The organism is Microbacterium sp. CFBP9034, from assembly GCF_034045255.1.
Classification (GTDB): Bacteria; Actinomycetota; Actinomycetes; order Actinomycetales; family Microbacteriaceae; genus Microbacterium.
This window is the reverse complement of record NZ_JAXCWC010000002.1, coordinates 110345-122750: the sequence shown is the minus strand read 5'-3', so window position 1 is coordinate 122750 and position 12406 is coordinate 110345. Positions and strand designations below refer to the sequence as shown.

The 12406-nt window shown below is 69.8% G+C and carries 12 protein-coding genes; 6 read left to right on the top strand and 6 right to left on the bottom strand.

Going from position 1 to position 12406, the window contains the following annotated elements; all coding sequences use genetic code 11:
- Positions 1 to 40 precede the first annotated feature (40 nt).
- Positions 41 to 580 carry a YaeQ family protein gene (locus SOM19_RS11875; protein ID WP_320486815.1) on the bottom strand — a complete coding sequence of 180 codons (540 nt, stop codon included), beginning with the start codon at positions 578 to 580 and terminating at the stop codon, positions 41 to 43.
- Positions 581 to 670: 90 nt separating this feature from the next.
- On the opposite strand from SOM19_RS11875, the gene SOM19_RS11870 reads away from it, so the two are divergent.
- Positions 671 to 1378, top strand: a complete 708-nt coding sequence (locus tag SOM19_RS11870; RefSeq protein ID WP_320486814.1) for a nitroreductase family deazaflavin-dependent oxidoreductase — start codon at positions 671 to 673, stop codon at positions 1376 to 1378.
- A gap of 46 nt (positions 1379 to 1424) precedes the next feature.
- Here the strand turns inward: SOM19_RS11870 and SOM19_RS11865 are convergent, their stop codons facing one another.
- Positions 1425 to 2159 carry an SDR family NAD(P)-dependent oxidoreductase gene (locus SOM19_RS11865; RefSeq protein ID WP_320486813.1) on the bottom strand — a complete coding sequence of 245 codons (735 nt, stop codon included), beginning with the start codon at positions 2157 to 2159 and terminating at the stop codon, positions 1425 to 1427.
- A gap of 21 nt (positions 2160 to 2180) precedes the next feature.
- Entirely contained in the window at positions 2181 to 2486 is a 306-nt protein-coding gene (locus SOM19_RS11860) for an NIPSNAP family protein (RefSeq protein ID WP_320486812.1), read from the bottom strand.
- Positions 2487 to 2707: 221 nt separating this feature from the next.
- Here SOM19_RS11860 and SOM19_RS11855 point away from each other — a divergent pair, with 221 nt between their 5' ends.
- The gene (locus SOM19_RS11855; protein WP_320486811.1) at positions 2708 to 4363 is read left to right on the top strand and encodes a SulP family inorganic anion transporter; all 1656 of its coding nucleotides are present in this window, start codon (positions 2708 to 2710) and stop codon (positions 4361 to 4363) included.
- A 57-nt stretch (positions 4364 to 4420) separates the two neighbouring features.
- Here the strand turns inward: SOM19_RS11855 and SOM19_RS11850 are convergent, their stop codons facing one another.
- Both SOM19_RS11850 and SOM19_RS11845 read right to left on the bottom strand, forming a co-directional pair.
- Positions 4421 to 5197 (bottom strand): hypothetical protein, encoded by a 777-nt coding sequence (locus SOM19_RS11850; RefSeq protein ID WP_320486810.1) that lies wholly within the window; start codon positions 5195 to 5197, stop codon positions 4421 to 4423.
- The gene (locus SOM19_RS11845) at positions 5194 to 6129 is read right to left on the bottom strand and encodes an ABC transporter ATP-binding protein (RefSeq protein WP_320486809.1); all 936 of its coding nucleotides are present in this window, start codon (positions 6127 to 6129) and stop codon (positions 5194 to 5196) included. Before SOM19_RS11845 ends, SOM19_RS11850 begins: the two co-directional genes overlap by 4 nt.
- Before the next feature lie 155 nt (positions 6130 to 6284).
- Between SOM19_RS11845 and SOM19_RS11840 the strand changes: the two genes are divergently transcribed.
- Genes SOM19_RS11840 through SOM19_RS11830 form a run of 3 tightly spaced genes read left to right on the top strand, consistent with a single transcriptional unit; the run spans position 6285 to position 8827 of the window.
- Positions 6285 to 7343: an NADP-dependent oxidoreductase gene (locus tag SOM19_RS11840; RefSeq protein WP_320486808.1), complete on the top strand. Its 1059-nt coding sequence runs from the start codon at positions 6285 to 6287 to the stop codon at positions 7341 to 7343.
- A complete protein-coding gene (locus tag SOM19_RS11835) occupies positions 7340 to 8188 on the top strand; it encodes an alpha/beta fold hydrolase (RefSeq protein ID WP_320486807.1) in 849 nt (282 codons plus the stop codon). Before SOM19_RS11840 ends, SOM19_RS11835 begins: the two co-directional genes overlap by 4 nt.
- A gap of 36 nt (positions 8189 to 8224) precedes the next feature.
- Positions 8225 to 8827 (top strand): TetR/AcrR family transcriptional regulator, encoded by a 603-nt coding sequence (locus tag SOM19_RS11830; RefSeq protein ID WP_320486806.1) that lies wholly within the window; start codon positions 8225 to 8227, stop codon positions 8825 to 8827.
- Positions 8828 to 8847: 20 nt separating this feature from the next.
- Here SOM19_RS11830 and SOM19_RS11825 read toward each other — a convergent pair whose 3' ends face one another.
- A complete protein-coding gene (locus SOM19_RS11825) occupies positions 8848 to 11067 on the bottom strand; it encodes an amylo-alpha-1,6-glucosidase (RefSeq protein ID WP_320486805.1) in 2220 nt (739 codons plus the stop codon).
- A 188-nt stretch (positions 11068 to 11255) separates the two neighbouring features.
- Between SOM19_RS11825 and SOM19_RS11820 the strand changes: the two genes are divergently transcribed.
- Positions 11256 to 12374, top strand: coding sequence for a glycosyltransferase family 4 protein (locus SOM19_RS11820; RefSeq protein WP_320486804.1), 1119 nt, complete (start codon positions 11256 to 11258; stop codon positions 12372 to 12374).
- Positions 12375 to 12406 lie beyond the last annotated feature (32 nt).

The following is a 12406-nucleotide window of genomic DNA, read 5'->3' as shown; positions in this document are numbered from 1 at the left end:
TGTGTCAGCGTAGGGCCCCGGCCGCGGCCCGTGGTGACGGCTACTCCAGCGGGTGGTCGTGGATCGCGGCGCTCAGGGCCGTGCCGTTCAGGTCGAGGTAGATCTGGCGCTCGGTGATCGACAGAGTCATCGTGTTCCGGCGCTCGACGGACTTCACCACGTCGTCGACGAACCCGGGGTCGAAGCTGTGGAGCGTGATCGTGTCGGCCTGGTGGATGCGCTTGCCGGCCCACGGCGCCATGACCTTCGCCGGATCGCGGTGCGTGTAGACGACGGTCCGGTCGGCCAGCTTGCTGCCGTAGTGCAGCCGGTCTGCGTCGGGCGCACCGACCTCGATCCACGCGGTCAGACGACCGGTCATATCGCGCACCAGAACGGCAGGTTCGTCCGTCGAGGAGATGCCCTCGCTGAAGGCGATACCCTCCTCGTATTCGAGGCAGTACGCGAGCACCCGCGTGATCATGAAGGCGTCGGTCTCGGACGGATGCCGCGCCACTCGGAGTGAGAGCTCCTCGTACACACCGCGGTCGACGTCGGCCAGCTGCACCGTGAAGGTGTGGATCGTCGCGCCGAGGGCCATAGCGCACGAGCCTACGCCGTGGCCGCCGGGACCTTGGACCCGTCAGAGACTCGGGTGGCCACGTGCTGTCGAGCCTCGTAGTCTGGGCGCATGTCGGCCGGCTCGATCCTGCGCAGCGCATTCGGTGCGGCACTCGTCGTCAACGCAGTGCCGCATGGTGTGAGCGGCGTGCAGGGAAGGCCGTTCCCCAGCCCGTTCGGCGATCCGGCGGGCGTCGGGATGTCGCCTCCCCTCGTGAACGTGGGCTGGAGCGCGGCCAACGCGATCGCCGGATCCCTGCTCCTGCGTCGCGGCATCCGCTCCCCCGGCGAGGCAGCGGCCGCCACCGTCGGAGCCGTCGCGATGGCAGCCGTGATCGCTTATCACTTCGGTGATGTGATGAAGGGCGGCATGGGTCTGCGTACGCCCCGTGTCGCCGGTGCTGGCGGCCCCCCGCGGGCGCTGGTGAAGGCGACCGAGCCGATTGCGACGGCTCTCGCCGGGCACCGGTCCTTCCCGCTGTGGGCGGTGATCCACCACCGCGGACGCAAGAGCGGCACCGCCTACGCCCTCCCCGTTGCGGTGATCCCCACGAGCGACCCGGCGCTCATCCTCATCGGGCTCCCTTGGGGCGCGGAGACGAACTGGGCACGCAACGTGATCGCCGCCGGGGAGGCGACACTCACCTGGAAGGGCTCCGAGCACGCGACGACCTCGCCTCGGCTCCTCAGCCCTGTCGAAGCCGCGACGCTCGCCAAGCCGTTGTTCCGTTCCATCGTGAAGCGGATGCCGGCCGCCATCGTCATGCACACCGCCTAGTCTCTTCGGCCAAGCCGCAGGCGCGGGTGGAGCGGCGACTTCGCCGCTAGAGCCCGCCCGCGATGCGGAAGGTCGCGCCGGTGGTGTACGACGCCTCGTCGGAGAGGAGCCAGGCGATCGCGCCCGAGATCTCGTGAGGCTCGCCGGCGCGCCCGAGCGGAATGCCGGCCGCGACCTTGGCGGGTCGTTGCGGATCTTGATGGAAGTCCGACCAGACGGTGCCGGGCTCGACGCAGTTCACCCGGATGCCGCTCGGCGCGAGCTCCTTCGACAGCCCCACCGCGAGCGCTGCGACTCCCGCCTTGGCAGCGGCGTAGTGCACGTAGCTGCCGGGGCTGCCGATGGTCGCCGCCGCCGATCCGACGAGCACCAGAGTGCCGGCGGTGCGCTCGAGGTGGGCGATGGCCGCCTGGCACGTCAGCACCGCGCCCAGCAGGTTGACGTCGAGATCCCGCCGCAGCGCCTCCGGGTCGAGATCCGTCAGTCGACCCACCGCGCTCACTGCGCCGGCGTTCGCGACCACTCCGGTGAGCGGCCCCAGCCGTGCTGCTCCGTCGTCGAAGAATCGGGCGAGGGAGGCGGCATCCGTCACATCGACCTGGAGGGCGACCGCTCGACTTCCCGCCCGCCCGACCTCGGCCGCGACCGCCTCGGCCGCTTCGCGGTCGCGCGCGAAGCCGACAACCACGCCATGGCCCGCCTCGGCGAGTCGGCGCACGGTCGCCGCGCCGATCCCGCGCGATCCTCCGGTGACGGCGGTCACTCTCTCGTGTGCGCTCATCCGGCTATCCTCGCGCTTCCGTCACTCGAAGACCGGCGTCTGGAAGCGTCGTTCGTAACGGCGGATGCAGCCGGTGTCGCGTGCGTACTGGAAGGCGTCGAGGCACTCGGCATCCGAGCGCGACGCAGTGCGGTAAGCCTCGTACTCGGCGAGGGAGCCGAAGGTGAAGAGTGCGAACGCCTCGTCACTGTCGCCCTCGCTGGGCATGAAGTAGCCGTGGTGGGTGCCGCCGAGTCTGTTGACGAGACGGATCCACCGGCGGCCGTACTCGGTGAACTCCGCGAGCTTGTCGGGATCGATCTCGTAGCGCAGGTGGATGGTGATCATGAGGGCCTTCCGGCATCGGGGGAGGCTGCGCGGCAGAAGCAGACCTACCCAGATTCTGCGCGACCTCGAGAGCGAGACATCGCCGAGGACCGCCCGCCGGCGACACATGGCGGGAAGCGGTGGCTGATTGGCAGAGAGCCGCCCGGGCGAGCGGCGGCCGTCATGAGGTCGAACTCTGACAGGGTGGCAGAGCACGCCGCGGCGCGAGAGAGGGAGACGCGATGCAACGACCACTGGCCGGTCTGACGGGGAGCAACGTCGTCCGCGAGCTGCTCGCCGGCGTCACCCTGCTCGCCATCGCGATCCCTCTGAACATCGGCTACGCGCAGATCGCCGGGCTCCCGCCGACGGCGGGACTGTACGCGCTGATCGTCCCGACGGTGCTCTACGCCCTCGTGGTCTCGTCACGGCAGGTGGTGGCCTCGCCGGATGCCGCGGCCGCCGCGCTCGTCGCCTCCTCGGTGGGCGGGCTCGCCGTCGCCGGAAGCGCGAACTACGCGACCCTCGCCCTGGCGCAGGCGATCATCTGCGGCGTCCTGTTCATCCTGCTGTCGGTGTTCAAGCTCGGGTTCCTCGCGAACTTCCTCTCGAAGCCGATCCTGGTGGGGTTCGTGGGAGGGCTGGCGCTCGACATCCTGGTGAGCCAGATCGCCAAGATGCTCGGCGTCAAGATCGACTCGGGCGGTGAGTTCGTCGACAAGATCGTGGGTCTGGTCGGAGGTCTGGGCACGACCAGCCTGTGGTCTGTCATCATCTCGGCCGGCTCCGTCGCGATCCTGCTGGTGGGACGCCGGCTCCTCCCGGTGGTGCCATGGGCGCTCGTCGTGCTCGTGGTCGCCACGGCCCTGGTGGTCCTGCTGCATCTCGACCAGCTGGGCGTCGACATCCTCGGCGCGGTCCCGGCCGGCGCACCCGCGCTGACCTGGCCGGTCCTGGAGTGGTCGATGTGGCTGGCGCTCATCCCGTCGGCGATCGCGCTCACACTGGTCACGACCGCAGAGGGCCTCCTGGTGTCACGGTCGTACGCCGAGAAGCGGCACTACCCCTTCCGGGCCAACCGTGACCTCTTCGCGTTCGGGGTGGCGAACATCGCCGCCGGGGCGCAGGGCAGCTTCGCCGTGGGATCCTCGACGTCGCGGACTGCGGCGATGGATCAGGCGGGCTCGCGGACGCAGCTTCCCTCGCTGGTCCTCGCCGCAGGGACGCTGCTGCTCCTGCTGTTCGGCACCGCCCTGCTCGCCGACATCCCGTCTCCCGCGATCGGGGCTGTGGTGGCCGTGGCGATCATTCCGCTCATCGGCATCCGCGAGTTCGTCGATCTGTGGCGGAAGGACCGGTTCGAGTTCGCCGTCGGCGCCACATGCTTCCTGGTGACGGTGTTCGTCGGGGCGATCCCCGGCATCGTCGTCGCCTTCGTGCTCGCTCTCATCAATCTCGCCAAGCGGGCCGCCTCCCCCGCGATCGACGTGCTCGAATCGACCGGCGACCCCGGCGAGTCGCTCCTGGAGGAAGCTCCGGCCGGAAGCACAACGGCACCGGGCGTGCTCGTCATACGGCTCGCCGCGCCGCTGTTCTTCGCCAACGGCAGCGTGTTCGGCGACGCGGTCAAACGTGCGGTCTCGTCGGCGACCGGCGAGCCCGTCCGGCACGTCGTCCTCGACATGGAGGCGGTCACCGACATCGACGTCACCGGCGCCGAGGCCTTCGAGTCTCTGGAGGAGTGGCTTCGCGGTCGCGACGTCGACCTGGCATTCGCACGCCTGCGTCCGCCGGTGCGAGACCGACTCACGCAGCTGGGGCTGTTCGCGGACCAGCCCGTATACGAGACGAACCGGGCGGCCCTCGCGGCGCTCGCGCCTCCCGTCGACCCAGCCTGACCCGAGTCCCGGGCTCGAGCCGCGTCGGCCGACGCCCGGGTGCTCAGCGGCGGTGCGTCAGGCGTTGCGGCGCTTCACCCAGACCACGGCGAAGGCGACCCACGCGGCGGTCCACAGGAGCGTCGCGATCAGTCCGGTGACGGGGTCGAGGCGGCCGGGGTCCGCCGTGGTGGCGAAGAAGTTGGTGGCGGCGTTCCCCGGGAAGGTGTCGCTGATCAGCGTGAACACGTCGAGCGGAATCAGACCGATGACGATCGGAACGATGTAGAGGAACCCGAGGGTCGCCCCCACCGTGCCGATCGTGGAGCGCAGAACCAGCCCCGCGGAGGTCGCGATCACGGCGATGCAGGCGCCGAAGACGACGATGTCGCCGAGCACGCGCAGCACCGCGGGCGAACCGAGAGACGCACCCCCGCCGTGCAGAGCCACGGAGACCGCGAACGAGAGCGCCGTCGCGAGGGCGGTGACGACCAGCCCGATCAGCGCGGAGAGGAGCACCTTGGACAGCACGATGGGGGTCCGGCGGGGTACCGCCGCGATGAAGACGGAGATCGCATGGTTCTCGTAGTCAGCCGTCGAGATGATCGTCCCCACGAGGATGAGCATGATCTCGCAGGCGAAGAAGCCCGTGGAGAGCGCGTCGAGAACACTGGCCTCTGTGGGTCCTCCCCCTGCGGCCGCGCTCCAGAACGCCGTCACAACGGCCATCGACACGATCGCCGAGGCGCTCAGCCACCACGTCGACCGCAGCGACCGGGCCTTGAGCCATTCGGACGCGAACGCACCTCCGAACGACACCTGCGAGGACACCTCGGCTCGAGTGGTGGCGGTCATCGCGGTGCTCCCTCGGTCTGGACGGCGGTGGAGCCCGCCGTGTACTCGCGATCGTCCTGGGTGAGAGCGAGGAAGGCATCCTCGAGCGACCCCTGGTGGGGCGTCAGCTCGTGGAGGACGATCGAACGGGATGCCGCGACCTCCCCCACCCGCGCGGCCGTCGTGTCGGTCACGAGGAGAGCACCGTCGGGGCCCGGTCGCACGGTGGCGCCGATGGCGGTGAGCGCCTCGCCGAGCGCGACGGCGTCGGGCGACCGCACCAGGACGTCTGACTGCGTCCGCTGGGCGATCACGTCGGAGACGGGCCCCTGCGTGATGAGTCGACCGCGGCCCATCACGACGAGATGGTCGGCGGTGAGGGCCATCTCGCTCATGAGATGACTCGACACGAGCACCGTGCGGCCGTCTGCGGCGAGGCCCTTCATCAACTGGCGCACCCAGTGCACGCCGTCCGGGTCGAGTCCGTTCACCGGTTCGTCGAGCACCAGCACCCGCGGGTCGCCGAGCAGCGCGGCGGCGATACCGATCCTCTGGCGCATGCCCAGCGAGTAGGTGCCGATCCGGCGGTGGGCGGCATCCGTCATGCCGGTCAATCGCAGCACCTCGTCGACCCGCGCGGTGGAGATGCTGTTGGTCGCGGCGATCGCCCGCAGGTGCATCCGCCCTGACCGTCCGGGGTGCACGGCGGTCGGATCGAGCAGCGCGCCGAGGTCCCGCAGCGGGTGCGCCGACTCGCGGAAGTCGCTGCCGTTGACGCGGACCGATCCCCCGGCCGGGTGATCGAGACCCACGATCATGCGCATCGTCGTCGACTTGCCGGCGCCATTGGGCCCGAGGAGGCCGGTGACGCTTCCGGGACGCACGGTGAAGCTCACGTCATCGACCGCGACCTTGTCGCCGAAGACCTGCCGCAGGTTCTCGATCTCGATCATTCGTGTCTCCGCCTTCGCCGTGCCCACCTGCCCTGGCCCTCGACGCTAGCCTCGCATCTCCACAGAGCCGGGACCAATGACCGCACGTCTTGACATGCTATGTGAGTACACTCATAATTGAGTACACTCGAAAAACGGAATCCGGGAGGATATCGATGAAGGCGTTCGTCATCACGGGCTACAAGAAGGACCTCATCCAGGCTGAGGTGCCCGAGCCCGTCGTCGGGCCCAACGACGTGCTCGTCCACGTTCAGGCGGCCGGGGTGAACACGCTCGACGAGAAGATCCGGCTCGGGGAGTTCGCGCGAATCCTGCCCTATCGGCTCCCGCTCGTGCTCGGCAATGACGTGGCGGGCACCGTCATCCGGGTCGGCGCGAATGTTCGCTCCTTCTCACCAGGCGACGAGATCTACGCCCGGCCCGACCAGGCGCGCATCGGCACGTTCGCGGAGCGCATCGCGGTCGCCGAACGCGACGTTGCCCGCAAGCCCGCATCGATCTCAATGGATGAGGCCGGATCACTCCCGCTCGTGGCCCTGACCGCATGGCAGGCCCTGGTCGAGAAGGGAGACGTGCAGCCGGACCAGAAGGTGCTCATCCACGCAGGTGCCGGAGGTGTGGGGTCGATCGCCATCCAGCTCGCCAAGCACCTCGGCGCCACGGTCGCGACGACCGCGAGCGCACGCAACGCCGACTTTCTTCGAGAACTGGGCGCGGACGTCGTCATCGACTATGCGTCACAGGACTTCGAGGAGCTGCTGAGCGGCTACGACCTGGTGCTCGACAGTCGCGGCGGCGAGAACCTCGAGAAGTCGCTCCGAGTCCTGAGGCCGGGCGGAAAGGCCATCGGGATCGCCGGGCCCCCCGATCCGACCTTCGCCCACGAGGCCGGCCTGAACCCGCTGCTGCGACTGGCGATCTCCGCTCTCAGCCGCCGGGTCCGCTCACAGGCCCACCGGCTCGGCGTGACCTACGAGTTCCTCCTCATGAAGGCGAGCGGCGACCAGCTGGCCGAGATCGCGCGGCTGGTCGACGGCGGCGACATCCGTCCGGTCGTCGGGCGGCGCTTCCCGTTCGACGAGACTCCGCTCGCCCTCCGATCGCTCGCCGAGGGCGGGGTCCGTGGCAAGACCGTGATCACCGACTTCGGTACCCCCGCGGGCGACCACATCTCCGCTGCTTCCACCCACGACACCCTCAAGGGCCGCTCATGACCGACGAAGCCGTCATCACCTCGTACGCCCAGGCCCCGGTGCGCAGCATCCGGGCAGGTGGCACCACGTACGCGTACCGCGAGCTGGGTCCGAAGGGCGGCATCCCGGTCGTCTTCTTCGTGCACCTCGCCGCCACCCTCGACAACTGGGACCCGCGGATCGTGGACCCGATCGCGGAGAACCGCCACGTCATCACGTTCGACAACAAGGGCGTCGGCGCGTCGACCGGCGTCGTCCCCCCGACGATCGAGGAAGCGGCCGACGACTCATTCGCTTTCATCTCCGCCCTCGGGTTCCACGAGATCGACGTCTTCTCGTTCTCGATGGGCGGCATGATCGCCCAGGACCTCGTGGTCAAGCATCCGCGGCTCGTTCGCCGCCTGGTGCTGACCGGCACCGGTCCGCGCGGCGGCAAGGACATGGACAAGGTGGTCGCCACCACCTACTGGGACATCCTGCGCGCGACCCTCACGCGGTCGGACCCGAAGGAGTTCCTGTTCTTCCCGCGCAACGCCGCGGGACAGGCGGCGGCGAAGGCCTTCATCGCGCGCCTCGGGGAACGCACGGCCGACCGTGATGAGCCGATCAGCACCAAGGCGTTCCAGACGCAGCTCCGGGCCATCCAGAAGTTCGGCCGATCCGCCCCATCCGATCTGTCGACGTTCACCCAGCAGACCCTCATCGCCAACGGCGACAACGACCGGATGGTGCCGTCGGCGCTGTCGGAGGACCTGCACCGGCGCATCCAGGGGTCCGAGCTCGTCATCTACCCCGACGCCGGCCACGGCGGGATCTTTCAGTTCCACGAGGAGTTCGCCCCCGTCGCGGCGCGCTTCCTCGCATAATTGAGCGTGGTCAGCGCGCATCCCGGAGAGTCGAACATGTCTGTCGCTTCCGCGCCTGTCGGGCGCCGCGAGCGCAACAAGCAGGAGAAGCTCGACCGCATCATGGCGGCGGCGAGCGAGCTGTTCGCCGCGCACGGTGTCGAAGACGTCACGACCCAGCAGATCGCCGACAAGGCCGACATCGGAGCCGGGACGCTCTTCCTCTACGCCAAGACGAAGGGCGAACTGCTCCTCCTGGTGCAGAACGCCCACTACGCGGAGGCACTCGAGCGCGGGCGAGCGGATGCCGCGGCCACCGCAGATGTGCGCGACGCGGTGCTGGCGATCGTCCGCCCGGTGGTGGAGTGCAATCGCGTGCAGATCGACAATGGGCGCACCTACCTGCGCGAGATGGCGTTCGGCGACCCGACGGAACCCCGGCACCGCGAGGCGCTCACGATCGCGTTCGAGACCGAAGCAGCCATCGCGGCCGTCCTCGGGCGAGACGGCACGACGGACGCGACCCGGACGGCGACGATCGCACGCATCGTGTCGGCGGTCATGTTCGTGACCATGGCGGCGAGCACGAACATCGGTCTCAGCGTCGACGAGATCGTCGACGACATCCGCACCCAGCTCGACGCCATGCTGCCCGGCTGAATCGCGCCGGACGAGTCACCTCAGCGCTCGTGGGCGGCGGTTCGGTCGCTCGAGACGCCTCGCACTGAGTCGGTGCCGGACGCCTCGTCCCGCGTCTGCTCCACGATCTCGGCATGCGCCGGGTCGGCTACGACATCGAGTCGAGCCCGTCCGGCGGGCAGGCCCTCGATGCGGACGGAGCCGATGATCTCCGGCGTCGGCTCCACCCGCGCGATGCCGCGCGGCACGTCGAGTTCGAGCCCGACGGCGATCCGCAGCATCTCGAACGGGGTCGCCGCCGCCCACGCCTGCGGGGAGCACGAGGCCGGGTAGCTCACCGGTACGGGCTTGTCGTCCCGGCCGAACCCGCAGAACAGCTCCGGAAGCCGCCCGCCGTGGGCTTCGAGTGCGTCGAGCAGTCCGCTGATGACCGTGGCCGCGGCATCCCGTCGCCCGTACGCCGCCATCCCCGCGGCGGCGAGCACCGTGTCGTGGGGCCACACGGACCCGTTGTGGTAGCTCACCGGGTTGTAGGCGCCCGACAGGGAGGAAAGGGTCCGGATGCCGAACCCCGTGAACATGTCCGGCGCGATCAGACGATCGATGACGGCGTCGGCCCGGTGCGGCGGCACGATCCCGCTCCAGAGACAGTGACCGACGTTGGAGGCCACGGAGTCGACCTGCCGCTTGTCGGCATCGAGCGCGAGGGCGTAGGTGTTCTGCGCAGGCATCCAGAACGCCTCGTCGAAGCGGGTCCGCAGCACCTCCGCGCGGTCATCCCACGTGCGCGCGGCCGCCTCGTCCCCCCAGGCCCGCAGGAGATCGGCGCCGGCGCGCATCGCTCCATAGCTGTAGCCCTGCACCTCGGCGAGCGCCATCGGCGGGTGCGCTCTCGCGCCCGTGTGGAAGGTGACGCCGTCGGCGCTGTCCTTCCACCCCTGGTTCAGAAGCCCGCGGTCGCTCGAGCGCAGGTACTCGACGAAGCCGTCGCCGTCGCGGTCGCCGAACTCGATGATCCAGTTCAGCGCCATCTCGACGGCCGGCCGGAACTCGGCGAGGTCCTGGGCGGGGATCCCCCACCGGAGTGCGCGACCCACCAGCATCACGAACAGCGGGGTGGAGTCGATGGACCCGTAGTAGACGCTCGCGCCGCCGAGAACGAGCGACAGGTCCGCTCCGAGGCGCACCTCGTGCAGGATCCGCCCGGGCTGCTCCTCGCTGCGCGCGTTCACCCTCACGCCTTGGAGCCGCGCGAGGGTGCGCAGCGTGCCGAGGGTGAGGCGCGGTGCGAAGGGGAGCATCATCCAGCCGGTGAGCAGGGAGTCACGACCGAAGAGGGCCATGAACCAGGGCGCACCGGCAGCCACGACATCGTCCTCCGGATGCTGCGGGTCCTGGATGCGCAGAGCTCCGAGGTCGCGCTCGCTGGTGCGCAGGGCCTCCGCGAGCACCCGGTTCGAGGTGACCGCCTCCGGTGTCTCGTCCCGCCAATCGCGCATGCGCTGCGCCGGGGCCGTATCGGCGAACGGCCGGTCGACCGGATAGAGCAGTTCGAGGTCGACGCCCTGGGCGCTGGGCACAGCCTCGACGGTGGTGCTCCACTCGCCACGGGCGGGAACCACAACCCGGAAAGTGAGGGTGTGCGGGCTGGAGACGGCTCCCGGAGCCGAGATGCGGATGCCGCGCTGCGCACCGGGCTTGTCCAGCCAGTACACGAGATCGCCGCCGACGTGGCGGTGACCGACGGGCGGCACGTGCGCGAGCCTGTGCTCCTTGACCAGGAACAGATCCGCGAAGTCGGCATCCGCGGTCAGCGTCAGATCGACGCCGGCCGGCTCGACGCCGTAGTTGCGAAGGCGGATGTCCTCCCGCATCCCCTGGCCGGCCATGCGGTGCCGCTCCACGATGACGGTCCCCTCGGGGTGACCCGCGCGCGGCGCCGAGCGGCCCACGAACACCGACTCATACGGCTCGGCGGCCACGACGCCGAGGGGCTCGATCGGCATGCCGTCGAGCCGCAGCTGCCAGCGCGAGATGACGCGCGTGTCCTGCACGAACAGGCCATCCGGCCGCAGTGGATCGATGTCGCCGTCGTGGCCCGACACGCAGAATGTCGATCCTTCTACGAGGGTGACGGTGGACTGGACGAGGAGGACGCGATCGACCCCGTCGGTCCGAGGATCCGGCGGCATCGATCCGGCGTCGAAGCGGGCGTCGGGCGCACCGGCCAGGTCGTCATTCCTGGGCACATTCACTGACACGCGGGATCCTCTCGGATTTTGCGAAGCGATAAGTGTACGCGTCGGGGGTGGCTCAGGTAAACCGTCGTCCTCCGGAGGGCGAAGTCGCAGAAGATAGGCCCGCTCTCGTACGACCCCGAGAGTGCGGTCACGGAACCCGTCGGGACCGCCCGGTCACCTCGCCGACCTCGAACCTCAAGGAGGCGCCCGTGTCCACCGTCCCCATCTCTCCCGCGGACCGGCCCTCGCGCCGCCAGGAGTCCCCGCTCCGGATCGGCATGATCGCACCGCCGTGGTTCGCCATTCCGCCCGAAGGATACGGCGGCACCGAAGCGGTCGTCGCAAGCCTGGTCGACCAGCTCGTGGACCGTGGGCACGAGGTGACCCTCGTCGCCGCCGGTGCGCCCGGCACCCGTGCGACCCGTCACATCACGACCTATCCCGACCCCCCGTCCGAGCTCCTGGGCGCGTCGCCGATGCCCGAGGTCATCCACGCGGCCCAGGCCGCGCAGGCGATCGACGACCTCGACCTCGACCTGGTGCACGACCACTCCCTCGCCGGGCCGCTCCTCGCGCGCGGCCGCGACATCCCGACTCTCGCGACGATGCACGGCCCGGCGGCCGGCGACAACGGCGACTACTTCGCTCGCCTGGAACGGACCGTGGATCTCGTATCGATCTCCCACGCCCAGCGGACCGACGCGCCCCAGCTGAACTGGGTGGGCACGGTCCACAACGCGGTGGACCTGGACAGCTTCCCGTTCCAGGCGGACAAGGAGCGGCACGTCTTGTGGATGGGCCGGTTCTGCGCCGATAAAGGGGCGCACATCGCGATCGAGGCGGCTCGTCGCGCCGGTCGACGCATCATCCTCGCGGGCAAGCTGAACGAGCAGGCGGAGCGCGACTACTTCGACGACGCGGTGCGGCCGCTCCTGGGTCCCGACGCGGAGTACGTGGGAGAAGCGGATGCCGCGCTCAAGCGCGAGCTCTATGCGGCGGCCTCGTGCCTCGTGTTTCCGATCTCGTGGGACGAGCCCTTCGGCATGGTCATGGTCGAGGCGATGGCGTGCGGCACCCCGGTCGTGGCGACCCGGCGCGGGTCGGTGCCGGAGGTGATCGAGCACGGCCGCACCGGGATCATCGTCGACGCGTTCGAGGACCTGCCCGCCGCGATCGCCGGTGCCGACGAGCTGGATCCGCACGCGTGCCGGGAGCGGGTCGCACAGCACTTCGATCTGCCCGTGATGGGCGCAGGCTACGAGCGCGTCTACCGCCAGGTGCTGGAGCGCCGCCGTCGGCGGCCGGATGCGGAGCAGGCCGTGGCGTAGGTGGTGCCCGGCCGAAGCCGGGCACCCTCGCA